At 59.0% G+C, this 25,858-nt stretch carries 20 protein-coding genes; 11 read left to right on the top strand and 9 right to left on the bottom strand.

Annotated features, from left to right (window positions below; genetic code table 11):
- Nucleotides 1-66: 66 nt before the first annotated feature.
- Nucleotides 67-1,212: a beta-aspartyl-peptidase gene (gene iadA / locus FEU76_RS02595; RefSeq protein WP_144980110.1), complete on the top strand. Its 1,146-nt coding sequence runs from the start codon at nucleotides 67-69 to the stop codon at nucleotides 1,210-1,212.
- Nucleotides 1,213-1,290: 78 nt separating this feature from the next.
- Nucleotides 1,291-2,115, top strand: a complete 825-nt coding sequence (locus FEU76_RS02590) for a TraX family protein (protein ID WP_144980108.1) — start codon at nucleotides 1,291-1,293, stop codon at nucleotides 2,113-2,115.
- Here FEU76_RS02590 and FEU76_RS02585 read toward each other — a convergent pair.
- The 3 genes from FEU76_RS02585 to purE all read right to left on the bottom strand — a co-directional run bounded on the left by FEU76_RS02585 (nucleotide 2,093) and on the right by purE (nucleotide 5,570).
- Nucleotides 2,093-3,718: a diguanylate cyclase domain-containing protein gene (locus FEU76_RS02585; protein WP_144980105.1), complete on the bottom strand. Its 1,626-nt coding sequence runs from the start codon at nucleotides 3,716-3,718 to the stop codon at nucleotides 2,093-2,095. The genes FEU76_RS02590 and FEU76_RS02585 overlap by 23 nt on opposite strands.
- Before the next feature lie 168 nt (nucleotides 3,719-3,886).
- Nucleotides 3,887-5,032 (bottom strand): 5-(carboxyamino)imidazole ribonucleotide synthase, encoded by a 1,146-nt coding sequence (locus tag FEU76_RS02580; RefSeq protein ID WP_039181929.1) that lies wholly within the window; start codon nucleotides 5,030-5,032, stop codon nucleotides 3,887-3,889.
- 10 nt (nucleotides 5,033-5,042) lie between these two features.
- On the bottom strand, nucleotides 5,043-5,570 hold the full coding sequence (purE, locus tag FEU76_RS02575; protein ID WP_016916523.1) for a 5-(carboxyamino)imidazole ribonucleotide mutase: 528 nt from the start codon (nucleotides 5,568-5,570) through the stop codon (nucleotides 5,043-5,045).
- Nucleotides 5,571-5,788: 218 nt separating this feature from the next.
- On the opposite strand from purE, the gene FEU76_RS02570 reads away from it, so the two are divergent.
- Nucleotides 5,789-6,061: an XRE family transcriptional regulator gene (locus FEU76_RS02570; RefSeq protein ID WP_039181926.1), complete on the top strand. Its 273-nt coding sequence runs from the start codon at nucleotides 5,789-5,791 to the stop codon at nucleotides 6,059-6,061.
- Between the two features lie 134 nt (nucleotides 6,062-6,195).
- Here the strand turns inward: FEU76_RS02570 and chrA are convergent, their stop codons facing one another.
- Nucleotides 6,196-7,407 (bottom strand): chromate efflux transporter, encoded by a 1,212-nt coding sequence (chrA, locus tag FEU76_RS02565; protein ID WP_144980103.1) that lies wholly within the window; start codon nucleotides 7,405-7,407, stop codon nucleotides 6,196-6,198.
- A 122-nt stretch (nucleotides 7,408-7,529) separates the two neighbouring features.
- On the opposite strand from chrA, the gene FEU76_RS02560 reads away from it, so the two are divergent.
- Nucleotides 7,530-7,886 carry a rhodanese-like domain-containing protein gene (locus FEU76_RS02560; protein ID WP_144980100.1) on the top strand — a complete coding sequence of 119 codons (357 nt, stop codon included), beginning with the start codon at nucleotides 7,530-7,532 and terminating at the stop codon, nucleotides 7,884-7,886.
- Nucleotides 7,887-8,003: 117 nt separating this feature from the next.
- Here FEU76_RS02560 and FEU76_RS02555 read toward each other — a convergent pair whose 3' ends face one another.
- Nucleotides 8,004-8,297 (bottom strand): helix-turn-helix domain-containing protein, encoded by a 294-nt coding sequence (locus tag FEU76_RS02555; protein WP_235263858.1) that lies wholly within the window; start codon nucleotides 8,295-8,297, stop codon nucleotides 8,004-8,006.
- Nucleotides 8,294-8,614: a type II toxin-antitoxin system RelE/ParE family toxin gene (locus FEU76_RS02550; RefSeq protein WP_039176121.1), complete on the bottom strand. Its 321-nt coding sequence runs from the start codon at nucleotides 8,612-8,614 to the stop codon at nucleotides 8,294-8,296. Before FEU76_RS02550 ends, FEU76_RS02555 begins: the two co-directional genes overlap by 4 nt.
- Before the next feature lie 145 nt (nucleotides 8,615-8,759).
- On the opposite strand from FEU76_RS02550, the gene recC reads away from it, so the two are divergent.
- On the top strand, nucleotides 8,760-12,314 hold the full coding sequence (recC, locus tag FEU76_RS02545; RefSeq protein WP_144980098.1) for an exodeoxyribonuclease V subunit gamma: 3,555 nt from the start codon (nucleotides 8,760-8,762) through the stop codon (nucleotides 12,312-12,314).
- A gap of 13 nt (nucleotides 12,315-12,327) precedes the next feature.
- Here the strand turns inward: recC and FEU76_RS02540 are convergent, their stop codons facing one another.
- Together FEU76_RS02540 and pncB are read right to left on the bottom strand one after the other, a co-directional pair.
- The gene (locus FEU76_RS02540; RefSeq protein ID WP_144980095.1) at nucleotides 12,328-13,899 is read right to left on the bottom strand and encodes an ATP-binding protein; all 1,572 of its coding nucleotides are present in this window, start codon (nucleotides 13,897-13,899) and stop codon (nucleotides 12,328-12,330) included.
- Nucleotides 13,900-13,964: 65 nt separating this feature from the next.
- On the bottom strand, nucleotides 13,965-15,161 hold the full coding sequence (gene pncB / locus FEU76_RS02535; protein WP_081192284.1) for a nicotinate phosphoribosyltransferase: 1,197 nt from the start codon (nucleotides 15,159-15,161) through the stop codon (nucleotides 13,965-13,967).
- 183 nt (nucleotides 15,162-15,344) lie between these two features.
- On the opposite strand from pncB, the gene FEU76_RS02530 reads away from it, so the two are divergent.
- From FEU76_RS02530 to FEU76_RS02505, 6 genes are all read left to right on the top strand, one after another.
- Nucleotides 15,345-15,653, top strand: a complete 309-nt coding sequence (locus tag FEU76_RS02530; protein ID WP_039175961.1) for a nucleotidyltransferase domain-containing protein — start codon at nucleotides 15,345-15,347, stop codon at nucleotides 15,651-15,653.
- Entirely contained in the window at nucleotides 15,650-16,186 is a 537-nt protein-coding gene (locus tag FEU76_RS02525; protein WP_039175960.1) for a hypothetical protein, read from the top strand. The genes FEU76_RS02530 and FEU76_RS02525 overlap by 4 nt, the downstream gene beginning before the upstream one ends.
- A gap of 112 nt (nucleotides 16,187-16,298) precedes the next feature.
- Nucleotides 16,299-19,973, top strand: a complete 3,675-nt coding sequence (recB, locus tag FEU76_RS02520) for an exodeoxyribonuclease V subunit beta (RefSeq protein ID WP_144980092.1) — start codon at nucleotides 16,299-16,301, stop codon at nucleotides 19,971-19,973.
- Nucleotides 19,970-22,378 carry an exodeoxyribonuclease V subunit alpha gene (recD, locus tag FEU76_RS02515; protein WP_144980089.1) on the top strand — a complete coding sequence of 803 codons (2,409 nt, stop codon included), beginning with the start codon at nucleotides 19,970-19,972 and terminating at the stop codon, nucleotides 22,376-22,378. Before recB ends, recD begins: the two co-directional genes overlap by 4 nt.
- Before the next feature lie 42 nt (nucleotides 22,379-22,420).
- Complete coding sequence (dgt, locus tag FEU76_RS02510; RefSeq protein WP_186299074.1) at nucleotides 22,421-23,932, top strand: dGTP triphosphohydrolase; 1,512 nt, start codon at nucleotides 22,421-22,423, stop codon at nucleotides 23,930-23,932.
- On the top strand, nucleotides 23,907-24,689 hold the full coding sequence (locus FEU76_RS02505; protein ID WP_144980083.1) for a hypothetical protein: 783 nt from the start codon (nucleotides 23,907-23,909) through the stop codon (nucleotides 24,687-24,689). Before dgt ends, FEU76_RS02505 begins: the two co-directional genes overlap by 26 nt.
- A gap of 200 nt (nucleotides 24,690-24,889) precedes the next feature.
- Here FEU76_RS02505 and FEU76_RS02500 read toward each other — a convergent pair whose 3' ends face one another.
- Nucleotides 24,890-25,858, bottom strand: coding sequence for a retron St85 family RNA-directed DNA polymerase (locus FEU76_RS02500; RefSeq protein ID WP_144980081.1), 969 nt, complete (start codon nucleotides 25,856-25,858; stop codon nucleotides 24,890-24,892).

Here is a 25,858-nt window from a genome sequence, read left to right as displayed (position 1 = left end):
CCCCGCCTACACGCGCCGGCCTTTGGTCGGCGCGTAACGTTTGCTCATCACTTTTCCGGAAAGCCCATGCTGACACTTGTCAAAAACGCCCAGCTTTTTGCCCCAGAACCCCGCGGGCTGTGCCACCTGCTGATCGCCGACCAGCGCATCGCGGCCGTGCTGGATGCCAACGAAGCGTACCAACTGGGCACGCTGATCAAGACCATCGACCTGGAGGGACGTCGGGTGATTCCGGGGCTGGTCGACCCGCTGGTGCACTACATTGGCGGGGGCGGTGAAGGCGGGTTTGGCAACCGCACTGCAGAACTCAGCCTGGCAGACGCCTGCGCTTCAGGCGTGACCACCCTGATTGGCGCTCTGGGCACCGATGCCCTTACCCGCACCCCCGCCAACCTGATCGGCAAGGCGCGGGAACTCGCTGCCGGTGGGCTGAGCACCTACGCCTACACCGGCTCTTATCAGCTGCCTCCGGTCACGCTGACCGGCACGGTGGCCAGCGACATTCTCTACGTGCCGGAATTCATCGGGGTGGGCGAAGTGGCCATCAGCGACCACCGTGGCTCCCAGCCCACCACCCAGGAGCTGACGCGACTGGCTTCCGACGCCCGCACGGCCGGGCTGCTGGCAGGCAAATCCGGCATCGTGTTCATTCATACCGGCGACGCCGACTCCTACCTGGAACCACTGCGTCAGGTGGCCAGCACCAGCGCCATTCCCATCACGCAGTTCTACCCGACCCACATCAACCGTACCGGCGCCCTGTTCGCAGACGGCCTGCGCTTTGCCCGTGAAGGCGGGCGCATCGACTTCACCACCAGCACCACCCCCGAGCTGCTGGCCGGTGGCGAAGTGCCCGCCTCCGAGGCGGTAGCGCGGGCACTGAAAGCGCGGATCGACCCGAGCCAGCTCAGCCTCTCCTCGGACGCCAACGCCTCGCTGCCGGAGTTCGATGACCAGCGCCGTTTCGTGGGCCTGAAACCCGGCAGACTCAGCAGCCTGTTCGACGTGTTGGGCGAGTGTGTCAACGACCACCAGATCCGCATGGAGCACGCCCTGCAATGTGCTACCACCACCGCCGCCGATGCCTTGAAGCTTCCCCAAAAAGGCCGCCTGATACCCGGCTCGGATGCCGATTTCATCGTGTTGAGCGAAGGTCGCTGGGCCATTGACCACGTGTGGGCACTGGGCAAACCGATTTTCAGCGCCCCCTGAGCGCCCGAGGCCACCCAGCGAACTTGCTCAGCCAATGCGGGTCTTTAATGGCATAATGCGCTTTTACAAGGAGGTAACATGGCAGAACACTCAGCGGCACACGCAACGCCCTCCACGGGCCTACCCGAGACGATGCGCCCCTCGTCCCATTGGACCGCCTGGGGCCAGTGGCTTGCGCTGTTCACCATGACCGTGGACCACCTGACCCGCTACGTACTGCCCGATGCCTGGGACCTGGGCTGGGCGGGCTCTTCGATTGGGCGCATTGCCTTTCCGCTGTTTGCTGCCATGGTGGCCTGGCACGGCCTGTTCAACACCCGCAACCCGCTGCGCTACGCACGCCGTATCCTGATCATCGGTATCGCGGCACAAGTGCCCTACATGATGATGCCCAGGGCCTCGGATGCGTTTATCCTGAATGTCTGCTTTACGCTGGCCAGCGGCCTGGCACTCGGTGCCTTGGTACGCCAGGGGTGGCAGCACTACCAGGCACAAACGCTGGGCCTGGGCTGGCTGATGCTGGGGGCCACCGTGTGTGTCACCGTCTGGTATCTGCTGGGCTTCTGGGTGGAGTATGGCCACAACGGCCTGCTGCTGATTCCGCTGTTCATGTTTGCCATGCAGGCCCTCAGCGAGACCCGCGATGCCCTCAAATCAAGGCTATGGGCGGGTCTGGCGGCGTTTCCGGTGCTCTGGATCGCCGGTCAGATGAACGCATCGGACATGGCCAAATCCTTTACCGTCGGCACCTGCGTTCTGGTGCTGATGCTGGCCGCAGGCGCCGCCCAGCGCGTACCGCCCGTGGCGCTGGCCATGCCACGCCGTCTGTGGCTGGCCTGGTACCCAGGGCACTTCGCCCTGATTGCCCTGTGGCTATTGATCAGCGGCCAACTGGCTGGTTGAACGTCTTTTCTGCCACCTGCCGATTGACCTCGTCCTGCATCCAGGGCTGGTAGCGGCGCAGCCGATCACGACCTTCCAGCTTGGCCTGATACATGGCGGTATCGGCCTGCTTGAGCACTTCGGCATGGTCACAGGTAGACGCTTCAAAGCAGGTGTACCCCATACTCGGGGTCACCTCTACCCAGCGGCTCTCCAGCCGGTACTCCCCCGACAGCGCCTGCTTCACTCGCTGCATGTACTGCTCGGCCAGGGCGCTCAGCTTGTCCAGATCAGGCTCTGAAAACTGCGCCAGCAGCACGAATTCATCGCCACTCAACCGGGCGGCCATGTCACCGTCACGCAGGCACGACTCCAAGCGCCGCGCCACCTGCACCAACAGGTCATCGCCCGCGGCATGCCCCAGGGTGTCGTTGATCAGCTTGAAGCGGTCCATGTCCATGAACATCACCAGGCCACCCCGCTGCGGCGTCTCCTCCTCCTGGCACAGCGTTGCCATACGCTCGATGAACAGGCGCCGATTGGGCAGGTCCGTCAGCGCATCGTAGTACGCCTGGCGATAAATGATCTCCTCACTGCGCTTGCGCTCGGTGAAGTCTTCGATGATCGCCACGCCGCCGATCATCCGGTTGCCCATGCCATGTACGCCGTTGAAGAACGCTCGCAGCGGCGTCCCCTCACTGGCCTTGGGTAGCCGATAGGTCCCCTCGTAGTAGCCGGTGCCTTTTTCCAGCGCCGCGGAAACGGCCCGGGCAACGCTTCGGTCGGCTGAACGGTCCAGCATGCGATAGCCCAGCAGCCGAGAACGCTCGACGCCCAGGATCTCCAGCAGCTTGTTGTTGCAGTCGGTGATCTGCCCCTGGTCGTCAAAGTGCAAAACACCCAGGGGGGAGTGCTGAAAAATCGAGCGATAGCGGTTTTCGCTTTCCCGAAGCTGCGCCTCACGGGCCGCCATGGTAACGCGCAGGGCGATATTGTCATGGATGGTTCGGCTCAAGCGGCGGCTGGTGATCAGGATCAGCAGCAGAAACAGCACCAGCATCAGCCCGATCAACACGGAAAGCGAGGTTCCCATCAGCATGAACTGGAATTTCAAAGGCAACAGGATGGGCAATACGAAGCCAGTGGCCACCCACCACACCGACGACAGCGTCGTGACGCCCCCCGCCGCGATACCGGCCAGCACGATCGACAGCGCCGCAATTTGCCCCGGATATTCAGGGCTGAACAGCAGCACTCCCGTACTGCCCCACACCACCCCGGAAACGATGGCCCCCATGGCAAACCAGCGCAGCCACCGGTGCCGTTGCTGCTGCTGAATCGGCAAGCGCTTGAAACGGTGAGCCAACGCCAAACGCAATCCCGACACCACCACCAAGGCGGTGTACCAACCCAGCAGTACCCAGCCTTCCACCACGGGCCACATCGCCGCCACCAGCAAGCCGCCCGCCAAAACGCTGCTGAGCACCGGTTGCCAAAGGTTGTCATACAACATCCGCACTTTTTCTCCGCGCAGCTGTTGCAGGGTGAGATGGTGATCACGCTGGTAGCCGCTGCGTAACCCTGACGCAGTTGCCGTCGACGCCACTGGTTTGCTGGGCGACATAGAACCCCCGTTTTCGTCGGCTTATGGGCCAATCTTATTGATTAATACAAACGTTTTATCACGCCCTATCTTTTAGCATGTTTACGCAGTAAAAGTAGCCTTCGAACATGAAAAAGCCGCCTCTAAGGGCGGCTTTGAAAAGGCCATGACAGCCATCGAACGCACGTCTCAGAGCGAGTCGGCAAAGCTCCACTCGACCGCCGGAGCACCCGGCAGCAGTGCCTGGCAGGCGCGTACTTTTTCCAGCAGCTCGGCATGGCTGGCCGCCACGACGTTCACGTGGGCCAGCTTGCGCCCCGCCCGCTCGGCCTTGTCGTAGCGGTGCAGGTGGGTATGGGGAATCGCCAGCAGCGCGGGATTGTCTCCCTCTTGCCCAATCACGTTGACCATGCAGGTGGGGCCAATCGCCTGAGTCGAACCCAGCGGCAAGCCCTGTACGGCCCGCAGATGGTTTTCGAACTGGCTGGTCACCGCGCCGTCCATGGTCCAGTGGCCGGAGTTATGCACCCGCGGGGCCATCTCATTGGCCAGCAGGCTACCGTCGCGGGTCTGGAACAGCTCCAGCGCCAGCACGCCCACGTAATCCAGCTCATCCAGCAGCGCACGAATGTAGCCATCGGCGGTTTGCTGAACGCTGTCGTCCAGGTCGGGCAGCGGCGCCACCGAATAGCGCAGAATGCCGTCTACGTGCTGGTTCTCTGCCATGGGGTAAAACACCACTTCCCCATCGCGGCCACGCACGGCAATCAGCGACACTTCCCGCACGAAATCGACGAAGGCTTCCACGATCAACCGGGAATGGCCAATCGACTCCCAGGCGGCCTGGGCCTGCTCTGGCGCTCTCAGCACCGCCTGGCCCTTGCCGTCGTACCCTTCGGTGACGGATTTGGCCACCACGGGGCAACCCAGCTCAGTGGCAGCGGCCTGCAACTGCTCGGCGCTCTCCACCACCCGGTAGGCAGGCGTCGGGATGCCCAGCCGGTCGAACAGCGCCTTCTCTTCCACGCGGTTCTGGCACACGGCAATGGCACGGCTGCTGGGGTAGACCGGCTTGTGCTGTTCGATCTGCTGCACCAGCGCCACGGGCAGGTGCTCGAACTCGTAGGTCACCACATCGACCTTGTCGAGGAACGCCGCCAGATGCTGATTATCCGGGTCGACCACCACCTCACCGATACCGGCACTGGGGTTGCCGGTGGTGTCCAGAAAGGTAAACGTGTTGCCCAGCGGGTAGCCCGCCAACGCCAGCATACGGCCCAGTTGCCCGGCACCCAGTACGCCAATGTGTTTTACGCGATTGCTATGCACGCTCATGATGGGCTTCCTATTGTGCCGATTCGCTGGCCGCAGGCGCATCCGGGCGGGGGTCCGGGTTATCCAGCACCAGCTGCGTTTGCTCTGCTCGGAAGGCCTCGACGGCCTGACGCACGGCGCTGTCCTGCAAGCCGACGATTTGCGCCGCCAGCAGCCCCGCATTGGTGGCCCCGGCTTTACCGATGGCCAGCGTGCCCACGGCAATGCCACCCGGCATTTGTGCAATGGAGAGCAGCGAATCCAGCCCCTTCAAGGCCTTGGACTCTACCGGCACACCCAGCACCGGCAGCGCCGTTTGCGAGGCCACCATGCCCGGCAGGTGCGCCGCGCCGCCAGCGCCCGCCACGATGACCTGAAGGCCACGTTCCGCTGCGCTTTTCGCATAGTCGAACAGCAGGTCCGGGGTACGGTGTGCCGAGACCACGCGGGTTTCGTAGGCAACACCCAGCCGTTCCAACATCGCCACCGCGTGCTCCATGACCGGCCAATCCGACTTCGACCCCATGATCACGCCCACCTTGGGTGCGCTGTTCGACATGCAATAACTCCTCGGCCCATGGCCTGTTCTAGCGAAAAACAGTGGAACGAGCCGCGTACAGGCTGCGGCTCATTGAAAAAATGGGAAGGGGCATAGTTTACCAGAGCCAGCGCGTTTGCGGGCTGTCTCATGGTCGTGAAATTTTCATCTAAATAGGCATTGAAAAGCGCGTGAGTTGGCGGCATTGTGTGTTTGTCATTTCAGACCCATGGAGTCACATGAGTACGGCATACTCGACTGCTCACGCAGAAGTGCAGGATCCTCCGCGAAGCAGCCCTGACCTCGATGTCAGGGAACTGGAAAAACGCACGCGCCTCATGCGCATCATCACACGTCTGATCGCCGTATCAGACCTGGGAAGCCGAGAAATTGCCCGCCGGGCAGGCTTGCCAGTACAGAAGATCAGCGACCTGCTCGCCGGAAGGCTGGAGCATCTGAATATTGACGAACTCAATGTCCTGCGTCGCACCTTAGAGCTGGAGGCGCCATAGCCGCAGCCTCGACGTCACTTCCCCATCACACCTCGGCACCACACCTGTACTGCACCATAGGTGTGCGCTGTACATGGGTAATGCCTGATCGCCCCACGCTCGTGGGGCGAATCGTTCATGTCAGGCGCTGCGCTTCACGCCGCAATCACCATCCCGCCCAAGGCCACCACGATCACCACCAGCCAGGCTGGCAGCTTCCACACGGTCAGTAGCAAAAAGCCCGTGAGCGCCAGGGCAAACTCGTACGGTCCCACCACCGCGCTGGTCCAGACGGGGTCGTAGAGCGCAGCCCCCAGAATCCCCACCACGGCCGCGTTGGCACCGCGCATGAGCGCCTGGGCACTGCCCCATTGGCGAAAACGGTTCCAGAACGGCAGCACGCCCACCAGCAGCAGGAAGCCGGGAATGAAAATCGCCAGCAGCGCCAGCACCGCACCCATCACGCTGGGCAGCCCAGGCAGCAGTGCGCCCAGGTAAGCCGCAAAGGTGAACAGTGGCCCCGGCACGGCCTGTGCAGCGCCATAGCCCGTCAAGAACTCATCCGCCGTGATCCAGCCTGACTGCACCACTTCGGCTTCCAGCAGCGGCAGCACCACGTGGCCGCCCCCAAACACCAGCGCCCCCGAGCGGTAGAAGGCATCCACCACCGCCAGCCACATGGCGCCGCCCGCCAGCAGCGGCAACAGCACCAGCAGCGCCACGAACAGCCCCAGAGAGATCAAGCCCACCTTGCGCGACACCGCAAAGTGCAGCGAATCCGCCAGCTCGCCCTGAGCGCTTTCGCGGCAGAGCAACAGCCCTACCATACCCCCCAGCACAATCGCACTCACCTGCCCTAGCGGGCCGCTGACCATGGCCACGGCAAACACCGCCGCCAAGGCAATGCCTGCCCGGGTTTTATCCGGGCAAAGGTTGTGCGCCATGCCCCATACGGCGTGTGCCACGATGGCCACCGCGACGATTTTCAAGCCGTGGATGATGCCGCTGGCCATCGGCCCATCCAGCACCGCCGCCCCCATGGCGAACAGCGCCAGCACCAGCGCGGAAGGCAGCGTGAAGGCCAGCCAGGCCATGGCCGCCCCCCAGGGGCCAGCCCGCAGCAGGCCCAGGGCAAACCCCACCTGGCTGCTGGCCGGGCCGGGCAAGAACTGGCACAACGCCACCAAATCCGCATAGGCTTTCTCGCTGAGCCACTGGCGGCGGGCCACGAACTCCGTACGAAAATAGCCCAAGTGCGCCACCGGCCCGCCAAACGAGGTAAGCCCCAGCGCCAAAAAGGCCCAGAACACCTCTCGAATGCGAGCAGGCGATACGGCAGTATCAGAGGAAGGACGGGGTTCCGACATAAGCTCGGCTCCTTGCAACGTTGAACAACAGGCAGCCGATAACCATACACGATTTTATTGACATGCCCATGACGGTTGAGCAACGTTGAGAATCTTTCCAACGCCACCTACCAGGAGCCCCCATGGCCCATCATTCAGAAGAGTTTCTACGCCTTGCAGAAGCCGCCAAACAGAGCACCACCCAGGTATCGCCCAGCGATGCCAAGCAGCGCATCGCCCAGGGCCACGTGGTGCTGGACGTGCGAGACAAGGAAGAGTACGAGCAGGGGCATATCGAAAACGCCCTCAACATCAGCCGGGGCACGCTGGAAATGCGCATCCAGGAAGCGATTCCCGATAAAGACACGCCCATTGTGTGCCACTGCGCAGGCGGCAATCGCGGCGCCCTGGCCGCCGACACCCTCCAGCAACTGGGCTATACCCAAGTGGTGAATATCGAAGGCGGATTGAAGGCGTTCAAGGAAGAAGAAGCGCCGTAAGCCGCTCCTTTTGGTAATGATGCTCGCCCTCCCATCGGCGGCACTAGAAGACTCCGGTGACTTTCGATTTGAACCGATGACGCACGAAAGGCCGCCGTCATGGGAGCGATTGGTTGTTTAGTGGGAGGATTGTTTTTGTGGTTCCACATGTACCGTCAGCTCGAAGCCGCAGGCATCTGCATAGCGCTGCAACGTTTTCCAACCGGGGTTACTACTTCCTCGCTCCAGGCGGCTAATGTTACTTTTCTGCGTCTCCAGACGTTTGGCAAGTTCTTCCTGAGTCAGCCCGGCACGCTGGCGCATTGAAATAAGCGTGGAGGCCAATGCAAACTCCGGTGCCAGACGTTCATATTCCGCCTTCACCTCAGGGTTCTGAAGCGCCTGCTCTTTTAATGCCTTTAAGTTCATCATGACTGCACCTCGCGCTGTCTTGTCCGCGCTAATGTTAACGCCTGACGCGGCGTTTTCTGGCTTTTCTTGACGAATGCGTGCAGGACGACGATGTGTTTCCCATGCACGTAACAGAACAAGGAACGGCCAATCCCCTCTTGTGCCTTTGCTCGAATTTCAAACAGGCCGTCACCCATGGACTCCGTGTGAGGAGGCCCTAAGTGAGCACCATGCTGCTCTACCATCTCCAGCAACCGGAGCATTCTGGCCTGTATTTTAGGCGGCATGCCTAGAATTTCTTTTTCCACACCTGGGTAAAACTCAACCTGCCAGTCCATAGCCCGCCCCATCAAAGTTATCTTTTATGATAACCCAAGGCATATAAAAGTTCCTACTCCAGATGCACGCGAGCACTCCCAACTTATGGCACCATAGCGTGACCGCATCCCCGTGACGCCGATTGCCGTGAAGGAACGCCGCCGTATGCCTGCCAATGCCCTGCTCTCCCCCACTTCGCTCACCCCCGGGTTCATGGTGGTGCACGCCAATCGGCTGGAGGACTTGCGGGGGCTGGCGGTGGAGTGGATGCGCCTGCACCCGCTGGGGCCGCTGGAGAACGAAACCATTCTGGTCCAGAGCAACGGCATTGGGCAGTGGCTGAAGCTTGCGCTGGCGGAAGACCCCGGCAACGGCGGCGCGGGTATTGCAGCGGCGCTGGACGTGATGCTGCCCGCGCGGTTTTTATGGCAGGCCTACCGCCGGGTGCTCACCCACGTTTCCCACGATGCCGACGCCGTGCCGGAAACCTCGCCGTTCGATAAATCGCGCCTGGTGTGGCGGCTGCTGCGTCTGCTGCCTACCCTAGCCGGGAAGCCGGTGTTCGAACCACTGGCGCAGTTTCTGGAAACCGACCGCGACCAGCGCAAGCACTACCAGCTGGCCGAGCGGCTGGCGGATCTCTTCGACCAGTACCAGGTGTACCGCGCCGACTGGCTGGACGCCTGGGCCAACGGCCACGATGTGCTGATTACCGCCCGAGGCGAACACCGCCCGCTGGAAGAGCACCAGTGCTGGCAGCCTGCGCTGTGGCGCATCCTGCGTGACGATGTGGCCGCCACCCAAGGCGATGCCGGGCTGAACAGCAGCCGCGCCCAGGTACACCAGCGCTTTTTGAAAGCCACCGAACAGCTGGAAGGGCAGGCCTGCCCGCCAGGACTGCCCCGTCGGCTGATCATTTTCGGTATTTCGTCGCTGCCTCAACAAACCCTGGAAGCGCTGGCGGCGCTCTCCCGCTGCTGCCAGATCGTGCTGTGCGTGCACAACCCCTGCCAGTTCTACTGGGCGGACATCATCGAACACAAAGACCTGCTGCGCGCCCAGCGCTATCGCCAGCGGCGCAAGACCGGCATGCCCGACACGCTGGACGTACTGGGCACTGGCGATGCCGATGACGCCCTGCACCTGCACGCCCAGCCGCTGCTGGCCGCCTGGGGCAAGCAGGGCCGCGACTATCTGCGCTTACTCGATGAGCACGACGACGCGGGCAACTACCAAACGCTTTTCGAGCAGCAGGCGCTGCGCATCGATATGTTCGAGCCGTTCAGCGGCGAGGAGCGCCACTGCCTGCTCAGCCAGCTGCAAGACGATATCCGCGAGCTGCGCCCGGTGGCAGAAACCCAAGGCCAGTGGCCAGCGCTGCCCGCCACCGATGACTCCATCGTGTTTCATATTGCCCACGGCCCCCAGCGGGAAGTGGAGATTCTCCACGACCAGCTGCTGGCCGCCTTCAGCGCCGACCCCGCCCTGCGCCCGCGCGATATCATCGTCATGGTGCCGGATATCGACCGCTACGCCCCGCACATCGAAGCGGTATTTGGCCAACTGCCCACGGACGACCCCCGGCATATTCCCTACACGCTCTCCGACCAGGCCAGCCGCCACCGCCTGCCGCTGATGATCGCGCTGGAAAAACTGCTGCGCCTGCCAGAGCTGCGCCTGACAGTCAGCGATGTGCTCGACCTGCTGGAAGTGCCCGCCCTGCGCCAGCGCTTTGGCCTGGAAGAGCGCGACCTGCCGGTGCTCGAGCGCTGGATGGAAGGCGCGGGCATCCGCTGGGGGCTGAACGCCCAGCAGCGCCAGCGGCTGGAGCTGCCCGGCGGGCTGAGCCAGAACACCTGGGCCTTCGGCCTGCGCCGCCTGCTGCTGGGCTACACCGTGGGCGACGGCCACGCCTGGCAAGGCATCGAGCCCTTCGATGATATTGGCGGCTTGGAAGCGGGCCTGGCAGGGCCGCTGGCCACGCTGCTGGAAAAACTCGACGCCACTTGGGAAACCTTCTGCCAACCCACCGATGCTGCCACTTGGGTGGCGCGGCTGCGGGCACTGCTGGAAACCTTCTTCCTCACCGACGATGCCCAGGAAAGCATCATGCTCACCAAGCTGGAAAACGGCTTGCAGCAGATGCTGGAAAGCAGCCAGGAAGCAGAACTCGACGACCCGCTGCCGCTCTCCATGGTGCGGGAGCACTGGCTAGCGCAGATCGATGAGCACAGCCTTTCCCAGCGCTTCCTGGCCGGGGCGGTCAACTTTGCCACGCTGATGCCCATGCGCGCCATTCCCTTCAAGCGCGTGTGCCTGCTGGGCATGAACGACGGCGACTATCCCCGCTCCCAGCCACCGCTGGATTTCGACCTGATGGGCAGCGACTACCGTCCCGGCGACCGTTCCCGCCGGGAAGACGACCGCTACCTGTTTCTCGAAGCGCTGCTCTCCGCCCGGGACCAGCTCTACATCAGTTGGATGGGCCGCAGCCAGATCGACAACTCCCCGCTGCCCCCCTCGGTACTGGTGGGCCAACTGCGCGATCATTTGGAGGCTGGCTGGCAAACGCACACCGGCGCGCCGCTGCTGGAAAGACTCACCACCGAACACCCGCTGCAGCCGTTCAGCCGCGCTTACTTCAACCACCCGGCGGGCCGCCTGTTCACCTACGCCCACGAATGGCGGGAAGTGCACGCCCCCCGCAGGCCGCCTGCGGTGGAGCGCATGCTACCCGCGCCGGAAAACGCCCCCACCAGCCTCTCGCTGGCCCAGTTGGGCGGCTTTCTGCGCGAGCCGGTGCGCAGCTTCTTCAATACCCGGCTGGGGGTCTATTTCGAGCAGGAGACAATCGCCGAGCTGGACGCCGAGCCCTTCGCGCTGGATGGCCTGCAAAACTGGCAGCTCCAGGACCAGCTGATTGCCGCCCAGCGCCACGCGGTGGATCACGGCCAACCGCGTATCGAGGCGCTGCACGACGCGTTGGAGCGCTTTCAAGGCCAAGGGGTACTGGCCATGGGTGCCTTCGGCGAGCGCATGCGCGATGCCCTCGCCGACCCCATGGAAGAGTTGTTCAACGCCTACGAAGAAGCGCTCACGGCGTGGCCGCACGCGCTGCCAGACGCACAGGTGCAGTTCGAGGCCCACGGCCTCACGTTGGAAGAACCCCTGGGCGAGCTGCGCCAGGATGAGGCAGGCCAGCGCTGCCGCCTGCTTCTGCTCAGCAGCAGCCTGATCAGCCAGGGCAGCGGGCGCGGCCAGTACCGCTGGAGCCACCTGCTGCGCCCTTGGGTTGCCCACCTGGCAGGCAACCTCAGCGGCCCGATGACCTCCCTGCTACTTTCCAAAGCCGGTCATGTCACGCTGGAACCCGTAGCCGCCGACACCGCCCGCCAGCACTTGGAAACTCAGCTCGCCGCCTGGCAAGCGGGCCTGCAAACCTCGCTGCCGCTGGCCCCACAGGCCGGTTTTGCCTGGCTGGCCAAGCAAGGCACGCCGGAGATAGCGCAGGAGAAAGGCCGAGACAGCGACGCCTTTGCTGCCGCCGAAGCCGCCTATGAAGGGGGTTACAAGGTCACCGGCGAAGCCGCGCAAAGCGCGTATTTAAGCCACCAGTGGCCCCGCTTCGAGCGACTGTTTTTCGAGCAGGCCAACGGACACACTTTTGCCACACTGGTGGATGCGCTCTACGCGCCGCTTCATCAGGCCGTCAAAGGGTAAACCAGCAAGGGGGTTACACCGCGTCGAGCGTTTCCACATCGAACGCCACAATCTGGCGTTTGGCGCTGGAGAACTCGACGCCGATCAGGTGTATGGGCTTGCCAGAGGCGCGGTACTTGTCGGCGTACCCCTTCTGCTTGATTTGCGCCAGCGCCTGACCTTCCGGCAGTTGCTCCACCACTTTGAACTCGAACAGGTAGATATGCCCGCCAAAGTTCACGCTCATATCCACCTTGCCGTGGTGGCTGGCATCTTCCACCGTTACATCCAGCCCCAGGGCCGCGAAGTGGCTGTAGAAGATGCTGGCATAATGCCCTTCGTAGCGAGCAATTGGGTTGTTGCGGTACCAGTCATGGGGCAGCCCGGCATAGAGTGCCTTTAGGTGCGCTTCTAAGCCGATAAGGTCATGCTGGCTTAAATGGCGGAACAGCGTCCTGCGTTCACGCGGGGCGTTTTCGACCCCCAGCGATGGCAGCAAGGCGTGGTTGAGGCTGGTTTCCACCTCACGGTTAGGGAAGCCCAGAGTGTACTGGCGGTATCCCAGCAGCGGCTCCTCTACCTGCTGGATGGTCAGGTAGCCGGTTTGAAACAGCAGGCCTTCGGTGCTGATCTGATCCACATCGAACTGGCTGAGCAGTTCATACTCGGTTTCCCAGTGATCCAGTGAGGGCGTAAATACCCCCCGCTGTTTAAGAATATCGACCAGGAACGTCGGCGTGGCAGACTCGAACCAGTACGGTGCAAACTCGCGCTTTTGAAACAGCAGCAGCACATCAAACGGGTTGTAGACAGACACCACCTCATGCCCACCCCAGCGGTAGCCGTTGTACCACTGACGAATGGCTTCACGATCCAAGCCGGGTAGTTCCGGTGCGAACACCGTATCGATGTCTTCGTCGGTATAGCCGCAAAGCGTGCTGAAAGGGTCGTCAAGGGTGATATCGTTGAGGTTGTTCAACCCCGAAAACAAGCTCACCTTACTGAACTTGGAAACCCCGGTGAGCAGCACGAAGTGCAAATGAGGGTCGGCATCTTTCAGCACGCTATACAGGTTCTTCAACCCCTCACGCAGTTCACGGGCACGCTCAGGTTCCAGAATGTTATCCAGAATCGGCTTGTCGTATTCGTCGATCAGTACCACCACCCGCTGGCCATATTGCTGGTGGGCGCTGCGAATCAGAGTTGAAAATTCACCGGGTATATCCGTCTTGTGGTGTTGGGTAATACCCAGCCGCTCACGCTGCACCCGGAGCTGATCACGAATACGCTCATCCAGCGCTTCACGGCTCTGCATCACACCATCGGCAAAGCTGATACGAATGACCGGGTAACGCTGTTGCCAATCCCACCTGTCGTGAATATGGAGCCCTTCGAACAGCGCCTGGCGGCCCTCGAACAGGCAGCGTAGCGTATCCAGCAACAGGCTTTTGCCGAAGCGGCGCGGCCGCGAGAGAAAGTAGTATTTGTTCTGGTTGACCAGGCGCTCGATATGCGGCGTTTTATCCACGTAGTAATAGTCGCCCTCGCGGATATCCGAGAACGTCTGAATCCCGATGGGGAGCTTACGGCGATGGGCATCCTGCACGGCGGCCTCCAGAACACAAAGTGCGATACAAAGAGCAGTTTAGCATGCGGCTGCCCCAGGCAGCCTCAGATCAGCGGGCTTTCATCTCCCTTGCCGCCCAGCGATAAAATGCGCTTCGCCAACGCAATCATCTCAGGGTCGCCGGTGTTCTTGGTGGGCACATCGGAAAGTTTCACCACCGGCAGCCAGCCCTGCCCTTCGGGGCGGGCCTCGACCATCTTGATCACCATGTTCATGGGCGCCACGCCGATATCGTTGGTGAAGTTGGTGCCGATCCCGAAGGCCATGCCAATGCGCCCCTGGCAGAAAGCGCGAATGCGCTCCACTTTTTCAGGGGTAAGCGCATCGGAGAAGATGATGGTCTTGCTCAGCGGGTCGATGCCCAGGCGCCGGTAATGGGCAATGGTGGCATCGGCGAACTCGATCGGGTCGCCGCTATCGTGGCGCACACCGTCAAACAGCTTGGCGAACTTCTTGTCGAAGCTCTCGAAAAATGCCCGCGTGGTAAACGTATCGGTGAGCGCGATGCCCAAATCCCCCCGGTACACATCCACCCAGTGCTCCAGCGCCAGGCTGTTGGCCATTTTGAAACCGAAACGCGCCCCGTGGAACATGAACCACTCGTGGGCGTGGGTGCCGATGGGCTTCACCCCGTGGCGCATGGCCAGCAGCACATTGCTGGTGCCGCTAAAGGCCTCGCCACCGTAGTGGCGCAGCGCTTCCACCACCCGGTCGTGCACCGCAAACGAGAAGCGCCGACGAGTGCCGAACTCGGCAATCTTCAGCCCGTGCTGGCGGTAGAGTTCGATCTTCTCCCGGGTGCGCTGCTCGATGAGCGCTTCATCCTCTTCCGACACCGCCACGCCGCGCAGCCGATACCAAAGCTCGCTGATCAGCGCCATCAGCGGCACTTCCCATAAAATGGTGCGGTACCAAGGCCCTTCGATCACCACCGACAGCTCGCTGCCCTGCTGCTCGATGGTCACCTCGCGGGGGTCGTAACGAAAGCCCGCCAGAAAATCGAGATAGGTGGGGTCCAGGTAAGGGCAAGTGGTTTCCAGATAGCGCTTCTCCTCCTCGGTCAAGCACAGCGCCACCATGCGGTCTACCTCCCCGCGCAGCGCCTCACCAAAGCCCTCGGGAAAGGCATGCTCCCCGCGATTGATGAAGGCGTAACGGGCATGGGCATAGGGAAAGCGTTTGATCACGGCATTCTGCATCGTGATCTTGTAGAAATCGTTATCCAGAAGCGAGGTCAGCATGAGATCCCTTCACCAGCGTCAACAGATCGCCAAGAGCGGCTAGCCCACTAGATTAGCAGTTGGCAGCGATACCTCACACCCTGCCCTCTTTTGCCCTAACTTGCGGGCAGTTGAGCGACTATCCGCCATCGGCAATAGAGTGCTAACCTTTAAAACATTAGCGTTCAGCGAGGAGCAGACCCCATGCGTCTTTCTCAATCACAGCGTGAGCTTATTCTGGCAGCCGTCCGTGAGTTTGCTGGGCCTTCGGTGGCCGTGCATGTATTCGGCTCGCGACTAGACGATGGTAAGCGAGGCGGCGATGTCGATTTACTGCTTATCTCGCCCACCGCTATTTCGCTACTTGCCTGCGCTGAACTCAAAATGGCGCTTGAACAGCGCCTCCAGCTACCGTTCGATCTCGTAACCTACGTAAAAAAGGCGGAACCCACCCCGTTTCAAGCCATGGCGCTCGCACAGTCACGCTCAATAACGCTTGAGGAAGCGGCATGAGCCAAGATGTCCTTAGCGAACAGCAGCGTTATCTGGCGCAGCTGCTTGAAGCCATCCAGCGTTGCGCCTGGTTTCTTCACCAGTCACGCAAAAAAGTCACATGGCCTTTGGACGGTGACTGGTTAGCCGACCATAAAAAAGACGTCGACCTTTTTGAAACACTGGCCGCTATCAATGAGCGCTTTGCCAAACTCCAGGACTCCATTGCGTCTGCCATGAGGCACAGCGCTCTGTTGGCAGGTGAATCGACCGACAGCTTTCTCAAAGTCCTTTCGCTGTTTGAAAAACAAGGCGTCGTGGACGCCACCAGCGACTGGCAGCGTTGTCGTGCCATTCGCAATATTGCCGCTCATGATTACTCGACGCACTACGCGCAAATAGCAGAGCACTTTAACCTGTTGAACGAACTTTCTGACGTTCTTCTCATCATGTCAAAAAGACTCGTGACATGGAGCGCTGAACAATTAGGGATTTTTCCAGCCACCCAAGACTTCTCCAGCGAGTTCGATAGCGTCTTTCAAACCAGCCTCTAACGCTGCTTTGCTCTTTTGCCCAGCACCCGGCGACGCGATATAGTGCCGGTGCCTTGGGTCACCCACCCAAGGCGCTTTGCTTTCCGCCTGCCGTGATGTTCGGAGAAGAAGAATGAGCCAGCCCGCCCCGCTGAACCCGCTGACGCTGCCGCTTCACGGCAGCCGTTTGATCGAAGCCAGCGCGGGCACGGGGAAAACCTTCACCATCGCGCTGCTTTACGTGCGCCTGGTGCTGGGCGGGCAGCACGGCGAGGACGACACCGCCTTCGTGCGCCCGCTCACCCCGCCGGAAATTCTGGTGGTCACGTTCACCAATGCCGCCACCCAGGAGCTGCGCGAACGCATTCGCCATCGGCTGGTGGAGGCGGCTGCCGTATTTCGTGATCAGGGGGAAGACTCTCTTCTTCTGGCGCTGCGCAGCCAGTACCCCGAGGCCACCTGGCCCGCCTGTGCTCGCCGCCTGGAGCTGGCCGCCGAGTGGATGGACGAAGCCGCGGTTTCCACCATCCACAGCTGGTGCTACCGCATGCTGCGGGAACACGCCTTCGATAGCGGCAGCCTGTTCTCGCTCAACCTGGAAAACGACCAGCACGAACTGGAGCAAGAAGTGGTGCGCGATTACTGGCGCACCTTCTACTACCCGCTGGACGCCGAGGCGCTGGGCAGCATCACCGGCTACTGGAAATCCCCCGACCACCTGCATCAGGACGTGCGCAAACTGCTCCACGAAAGCGATGCGCTGGGTGCCCCACGCCCCGAGCCCACGCACACCTTAAGCACCGCCGCCGCCGAGCGCAGCGCCCTGCTCAGCACCCTGAAAGCCCCCTGGCCCGAATGGCTGGACGACCTGGTGCCCGCACTGGAAGACGCCGCCACGCGCAAAGCCTTCAAAGGCCAAAGCTTCAACGCCAAAAGCCGCGCCAACTGGCTAGGCGCACTGCGGGAGTGGAGCGACAGCGACCTAGAGCGCCCCGCGCTCACCCCCGCCGCCTGGAAACGCCTGACCCCGGACGGCATGGCGGAAATATGGAAAGAGGGCGCGCCACCCTGCCCGAAGGCCTGGCAAGCGCTGGCCGAGCTGCCCGCCGCCCTCAACACGCTGCCCGAGCCACGCAACGACCTGCTGATTCATGCCGTGCAGTGGTGCAAGGTGCGCCTGGAGCGGGAGCAGGAGCGCCGCGCCGAAATGGGCCCCAACGACCTGCTCACCCACCTGGACCGCGCCCTGCAAGGCCCCAACAAGGAGGCGCTGGCCGCGCAGATACTGCGCCAGTTCCCCGTGGCGCTGATCGACGAATTCCAGGACACCGACCCCATCCAGTACCGCATCTTCAACGCGGTGTACGAGGTCGCCAAACCCCGCCGCGACGCTGCCATGCTGCTGATCGGCGACCCCAAGCAGGCCATTTACGCCTTTCGCGGCGCGGATATCTTCACCTACCTGAAAGCCCGCGAAGACACCGCAGGCCGCCACGTAACGCTGGGCACCAACTTCCGCTCCAGCCGCGCCATGGTAGCGGCAGTGAACCACTGCTTCCGCTATGCCGATGAACATCCGGCAGGGGCCTTCCTGTTCCGCGAAGAAGGCGGCGACAACCCACTGCCGTTTCTGCCGGTAGACGCCAAAGGCCGAAGTGAACAGCTCGTTCACCAGGGCCAACCACTGCCCGCCATGACGCTTTGGCCACTCGCCGCCGACGAGCCGCTCTCCAAAACCGCCTACCAGACCGAAATGGCCGAACGCTGCGCCTCGTACATGGCGGAACTGCTCAACGCTGGCCAACACGGCAAGAGCGGCTTTCAAACCGACGACGCGCTCACCCCGCTCAAGCCTTCCGATATGGCGGTGCTGGTGAACGGCCTGCAGGAAGCCCGCGCCATTCGTCAGGCGCTGGCCAGCCGAGGGGTTAAGAGCGTGTACCTGTCGGACCACGACAAGGTGTTCAGCTCGCCCATGGCCGCCCAGGTAGAGCGCTGGCTGCGCGCCTGCGCCGAGCCGCTGGCCAGCTCCCGCCAGGCCGAAGCGCACCTGCGCGCCGCGCTGGCCACCCCAGTGCTGGGGCTCAGCCTTGCCGAGCTGGACCACCTGCAGCAGAACGAGCTGGCCTGGGAAGCGCGGGTCGAGCAGTTCAGCCACTACCACCGCCTGTGGCAGCGCCAGGGCGTGCTGCCGCTGGTGCGCCGCATCATGGTGGATTTCGAGATTCCCGCCCGCCTGCTGGCAGAGTTCGAAGAGGGTGAGCGCTTGCTCACCGACCTGCTGCACCTGGGCGAACTGCTGCAACAGGCCAGCGCCGAGCTGGACGGCGAACACGCGCTGATTCGCTTTCTGTTTGATGCCATTGCCGACCCGGAAAGCCACGGCGACAGCCACAAGCTGCGCCTGGAGAGCGACGCGGATCTGGTCAAGGTGATCACCATCCACAAATCCAAAGGGTTGGAGTACCCGCTGGTGTTCCTGCCCTTCATCGCCAACCACCGGCCGGTGAAAGCCGAAGACGTACCACTGCGCTGGCACGACAGCGAGGGCAACCTGCAGCTCAGCCTGGACGCCGATGACACGATACTCGCCACCGCCGACCGCGAACGGCTGGGGGAAGACCTGCGCAAACTCTACGTCGCGCTCACCCGTGCCCGCCACGCCACCTGGCTGGGGCTGGCCCCGCTAAAAGGCTTGGAAAACAGCGCGCTGGGCTACCTGTTGACCGGTGGCAGCACCCTTTCCCCCGATGCGCTCCCCAAGGCGCTCGATGCCCTGGTGGAAGGCAGCGACATCCACCTCGGCATGCCGCCCGAGCCCACCGCTGATCGCGTGACGCCCGTGGCGGAAAGCACCACCCTGGGCCACGCCCGCACGCCCACGCGCCCGGCCAAGGAGCACTGGTGGATTGCCAGCTACTCCGCGCTGCGGCTTTCCGGCACGCTCACCGCCCCGGTGCTGCCACCGCTGGAGCCCACCACCGCCCAGGAAGCCACCGCCTTCGAAGTACTGGATGAACCTCGGGATCTTTCCCAACCGGAAGCGTATCACCTGCACAAATTCCCCCGTGGCCCCGGCCCCGGCACCTTCCTGCACGGGCTGCTGGAGTGGGCGGGCAAGCAAGGTTTCGATGCTGCCGCAAATGATAGAGAAGCCCTCAACGACATGCTGTGGCGGCGGGTGCAGCTACGCGGCTGGCAGGCGTGGCAAGAGCCGCTGGCGGGCTGGCTAAGCGCCCTGCTCACCACGCCGCTACCGCTGGCCGCGCCCACCCCGCAAAGCGTGGCGCTGAATGAGCTGGAAAGCTACCAGGTAGAGCTGGAGTTCTGGTTTGCCGCCAAGCGGGTGAACACCCAGGCCATCGACGCGCTGGTGAGCAAGCACTTACTGCCAGGCATCGAGCGCCCCGCGCTGGATGCCGACACCCTCAACGGCATGCTGAAAGGCTTCATCGACCTGGCCTTCGAGCATCAGGGGCGCTTCTACGTGCTGGACTGGAAATCGAACTACCTGGGCCCCAACGACAGCGCCTACGAGCCAGAAGCCCTGCGCCACGCGCTGCTCGCCAAACGCTACGACCTTCAGGCTGCGCTCTACCTGCTCGCCATGCACCGGCTGTTAAAAGCGCGCCTGCCGGATTACGACCCGCACCAGCACTTGGGCGGTTCGATGACAGTATTCCTGCGCGGCAGCCGCAGCCCTGGGCGTGGCGTGGTGGGCGAGCCCGCCCCGGTTGAACTCATCGAAGCCCTGGACAGCCTGTTTGCAGGCGAGCCCCACGCCACCCAGCAGGAGGCCACGGCATGAGCCGCCAGCACGACACCCACACCTTCGACATGTTCGGCGATGCGCCCACCGCCAGCGCTCACCCTGCACTCAGTAGCACCCCGGAACTGCTGGCCCTATGCGAACGCTGGGTAGCACGCGGCTGGCTGCGGGACCTGGACCGCGCCTTGGTGCGTTTTCTCGCCAGCGAAGCACCGGATGCCCCCACGCTGCTGCTACTGGCGGCAGCGCTGGCCAGCCACCAGCTAGGCCGGGGCCACGTGTGCCTGGATATCAACGCCACGCTCAACGCGCCGGATTTCGCCCTTTCGCTACCGCCCGAAGGCGACGACCTCACCGACCCGCCGCCGCTACCCAGCGACGTGCTGGCCACGCTCACGCTCAGCGAATGGCAAGCCGCCCTGCACCACCCGCTGCTCACCAGCGAAGGCCCCGGCAACACGCCGCTGGTAGTAGTAACCACTCACTCAGCCAGCGGCACGCCCAGCACGCGGCTCTATCTGCGCCGCTACTGGCAGTACGAGCAAAGCCTCCACCAACACATCGCCGCCCGCCTGGCAGGCACAGGCACAGAAAGCCAAGGTGGGAGGCCAATTCATCTGACAGCCGAGCCAACCACTAGCCACACAGCAAGCACAGGCTCAGAAAACCAAGGTGGGAGGCCAGTTCCTCTGACAGCCAAGCCAACCACTAGCCACACAGCAAGCACAGGCTCAGAAAGCCAAAGTGGGAGGCCAATTCATTGGGCGATGGGTGACGCCAGTCACCCTGGGTTACTCCCCCAAGCCCTGAACATTCTGTTCAAGCCAAGCAACGCCCTGGACTGGCAAAAAACCGCCTGCGCCCTGGCCGCCCGCAGCCGCTTCGGTATCATTACCGGCGGCCCCGGCACCGGCAAAACCACCACCGTGGTGCGCCTGCTCGCCCTGCTGCAAACCCTGCAACTCGCCCAGCACCCCCGCCAGCCGCTGCGCATCCGCCTGGCCGCCCCCACCGGCAAAGCCGCCGCCCGCTTGAACGAATCCATCGCCGGGCAAGTGAATGCGTTACCGCTCGCTGAGTTGGCAACGCTGTTAAGTGAACACTCACCTTCTGTGGCAGCTAGCGAGATCGAGATTCCCACGGAAGTGACGACACTGCACCGCCTACTCGGCGCACGCCCCGACACCCGCCACTTCCGCCACAGCGCCGCCAACCCGCTGACGCTGGACGTACTGGTGATCGACGAAGCCTCGATGGTGGATATCGAAATGATGGCCGCCACCCTCAGCGCCCTGCCCGCCCATGCCCAGTGCATACTGCTGGGGGACAAAGACCAGCTCGCCTCAGTAGAGGCCGGTTCGGTACTCGGCGACCTATGCCGCCGCGCGGAAGCCGCCTACTACACCCCGGCCACCGCTGAATGGCTGGCCCAAGCCAACGGCCAGCCGTTGCCAGCCGAGTTCATCGACCCCGCAGGCCAACCGCTGGACCAGGCCATTACCATGCTACGGGTGAGCCACCGCTTCAATGAACACAGCGGCATCGGCCAACTGGCCAAAGCCATCAACCAGCCGAGCCATGCGCAAAGTGATCGGGAAAAACAGCAGGCGGTCACGGCCGTGCTGCGCCACGGCTACCCGGATATTCACCATTTGGTGATGAGCGACGACGCGGCGCTGGATAAGCTGGTGATTCACGGCAGCCCCAACGGCTTTGCAGGCAACGGCGAAGGCCGCACCGACCACCAAGGCCAGCCCATCGCCCCGCCCACCGGCTACCGCTACTATCTAAACGTGCTGCAAGCCCAGCGACCACGGGGGGAGTCGTTCGAGGAGAACCAAACCGCTTTTGACTCCTGGGCCAGCGAGGTACTCAGCGCCTACAGCCACTTCCAACTGCTGTGTGCGTTGCGCAAAGGCCCTTGGGGGGTAGAAGGCTTGAACCAGCGCATCGCCAGCACGCTGCGCGGCGAAAAGCTGCTGTTCGGCAGCGACTACACACTGGAGAAAGGCTGGTTTGAGGGCCGCCCGGTACTGGTCACCCAAAACGACTACGGCCTGAAACTGATGAACGGCGATATCGGCATCACCCTGGCCGTGCCCGACCCGCGCAACCCGCAGCAGAAGTTATTGAGAGTGGCCTTTCCTTCATCAAGTGCCGCCAGCGACCCCGACAAGCCCATCCGCTGGGTGCTGCCTTCCCGCCTCCATGCGGTGGAAACCGTGTTTGCGATGACGGTGCACAAATCCCAGGGCTCAGAGTTCTTGCACACCGCCCTGCTGTTGCCTCCCACCCTGAACCCCATTCTGACCCGCGAGCTGGTGTACACCGGCATCACCCGCGCCCGCGAATGGCTCACGGTGGTGGAAGCCAAGCGCGGGGTGTTGAATGAGGCGGTGGTGAGGGAGGTGGTTAGGGTTAGTGATTCACAAAAATTATGCTAGCATTCTATTTTAAACATAAATTTCACAACAGTAAAAATGCTAATGAAAATTCCTTCTTTATTTAAAGCCAAGAAAAAAGAAACATCAGACCTAAATAATTTGGATTGGGAAAAATTACTTTCTTCAAACAGGAGAAAAAACCCTGAAAAAAAATTAGAGCAAACTGATGTAGCTAAAACAGACAGAACAGAAATTGAAAGAGATTACGACAGAATTGTTTTTTCTGCTCCTGTAAGACGTCTATCAAATAAAACCCAAGTTTTTCCTTTGGACGATAACGATAGCATTAGAACTCGCTTAACACACTCTCATGAAGTGTCGAATTTAGCTAGAGGTGCTGGCGTATCGTTATGCTGCAATGGTTTCTTTAAGCACTCCGGCGTCAATGATAAAAGATTACTGCGCGATATTCCTTCACTTTTAGCAACATCCGGTCTTGTCCATGACCTAGGCAACCCTCCTTTCGGCCATCAGGGCGAAGAGGCAATACGGGTTTGGTTCAAAAAACACTTGGCCAATAAATACAAAAAGGAAACATGCACACCTTCTATTTACAGCGACTTTATTAACTTTGATGGAAACGCTCAAACTTTAAGGCTGGTTACACGCTTACACGCTGCCGATGGTGATTATGGAATGGATCTTACTTATTCCACACTAGCTACAATAATCAAGTATCCCTCATTTAATCACAACTTAGGGCCTTATAAAAAAGCAGGGATTTTTTATTCTGAAAAAGAAATAGCTGAAGATGTTTGGATACATACTGGCTTAAACAATCACCAACGCCACCCTTTAACTTTCGTCATGGAGGTTTGTGACGATATAGCCTATGCTACTATAGATGTAGAAGATACCATAAAGAAGGGTTACGCTTCGTTTAATGATTTAAAAAACTGGATTGGTAGCGACAAAAATATAGACCAGGCCTTTTTTGAAAGGATATACGCCACTATTGAAGAAAAAATAAAAGACTTTGAAAGTAGAAGTGAAGAAAAGCTAACCAGCGACACAACAAGAGAAGTGTCCATGGAAATATTTCGCTCCATAGTTATAAATAAATTCCTCTCAGAAGCCACCATAAAATTCAATGAAGACTTTACAAACAACTCTGTAAAGTGGAAGCAACTTAACGAACCAAAGTACTATGAGATATCTGAAGCATTTAAATACAAAAAAGAGCTTAAATGCTTAAAGAAATTCACAGCACACTATGGTTTTAATAACAGAGAAGTACTGAAGCTAGAACTTACTGGCGGAAATTACATCAAAAAACTAATGGACGCACTATGGTTAGGATTTGAAAATATCGATGAGAACTTAAAAGGTCAAAATCACTATCAAAAATACATTATATCCTTAATCTCGAAGAACTATCTGAGGGAGTTCAAAAGAGCCTTCAGAAAATGTAAAGAAGAAGGCAGAGATAGAGAGCTAGACTATTATCGCTATCAACTCATGACTGACTACATTTCTGGTATGACAGAAAATTTTTTAATCAGAACTCACAACGAAATTATACCCTTGTATGAAAATCACATTAGCTCAAGATGATCAAAATATTGTTGATAGCATAGAGACATTACAAAAGAGAATGGTATATTTTTGTGACTATCACACTCCAACCCAAAAACCTTTAATGCGGTTTATCAACCTCTTATTCCCTCATGGAAAGCCATATATTTTTGGTGGCGTTATAAGGGATATAGCAATACATGGTTTAAAAAACTTCAAATCGGATATTGATATTGTATATACTGGGATTATTCAAGAGAGAGAGCTGCAAGATATAGCAATAAAAAATAAATTTGGAGGACATCGTGTAACATTTAATCGCTGGATTATCGATATATGGCCATTAAAAGAAACCTGGGCTTTCAAAAACGGAGCTATCGCTTTTGAAAACAAAGAATCTCTTCTTAAAACAACCCAGACCAATTATGAAGCAATAATGTACGATATTAAAAATAAAAAAATAATTTGTGCTAAAAACTATATTGACGACATTAGAAACGGATATCTAACAGTGATTAACCCTACATCACCATCCAGCCTAAAGCTTCTCAAAAAAATACTAACCTCCATATATAAAAACAACGTAAAATATTGCGATCAAACACTTTCAGCTCTAGTTAACCAAGTTATGAATAATTACAGCCAACCAGAAATACTTAATGAACTACAAAAAGGAGGTGCACCGTATAGTTTTTCAAAAATAATTATAGAAAGAGCCATTGAGTTTGAAAACGACTTATTTCCGTTTCCTATTTATGATCACAAGCCGGCTCAATATGATCTTCCACTTGCTTAATAATGAACCTTGAAGTAACCCCATCAGTGATGTGGCCATTCTTCATTGTAGTACTGGCTCCAGCGCCCAATGACCGCTCTCGTAAAGTACTGAAGTGACCTCCTGCGCAGCTGCCTTATGCAGCTGCGCAGGAGGTACTTTACGATTCTTATTAAAAGTATTAAGCAATAAAAACAGCTTTTCAAAAACAGCACAAATTCTTAGCTCTTATTAATCTCTGGAAAAATGTTTAAACCAGCAGAACTACTTGGATATTTCTCTTTTAAATTATTAATATATAAAAACAACTTCTTATAACTCTTGTAGTCAACATCATAAACGAATGACAAAAATCCATTAACATGATTATAATCATCACTTTTTCCTACAAATAACCTGTGCAGCTTTACTCTTATTTCTCTATATCTCTTTCTCCCAATACCAGCATGATTTTCGTTTACAACCAACCCAGTAATACGTTTTTGGCGCTGAGTTCCACAAATCTTTGTTTTCTTCTCATTAACTTTAAAACCTTCACTTGAAATAATGACATTTATGAAATCTCTAGCTTTATAAATCTTGCGCGCGGCTTGCCCTGACAATGTTATGTCATCAGCATAGCGTGTATAAACAATGCCCAAAGGGCCAGAGTACCCAGATAACCTAGAGTCTAATTTAGCACATATTAGATTTGCAAGTTTTGGAGAGGTCGGTGCCCCTTGAAGGAGTCTACCATCATAAGTACATATGCTTGTCAGAACAGAGCTAATTAACTTATTATAGCCTACAGAATAAAAAATAGAATAAACTTTATTAGCTTTTATACTAGGAAAAAAGTCCTGCAAGTCAACCGTCAATACGTAATTAGCACCTACATGAGGCATCGCATTATCAAGAATTGAGCTCTCTTTTTCAAAACCTTTAGAATGCTCAGAAGCAGACAATTTATCTAAAATATTTCTTAATATCCACCCTTGGACAGCCTTCAACTCTCGACTAGGTTGCGCAATAAGTCTACTACCGCCACTTTTTTTCGGTATAGAATATACTTTGTATAGATGTTGAGCACGATATGCTAAATACCTGATTTTATTATCTGAAAGCCTAATTTCATTCGCCAGGTCAGATATGGTCTCTATAGCAGGAAGGCCTAAATTTTTAAGGCCGTATTTTTTCTGTTTTTCATTCAT

Source organism: Halomonas sp. C22, from assembly GCF_007655045.1.
Classification (GTDB): Bacteria; Pseudomonadota; Gammaproteobacteria; order Pseudomonadales; family Halomonadaceae; genus Vreelandella; species Vreelandella hamiltonii.
The sequence above is the reverse complement of the archived record's forward strand: the minus strand, read 5'-3'. Positions and strand labels throughout refer to the sequence as shown.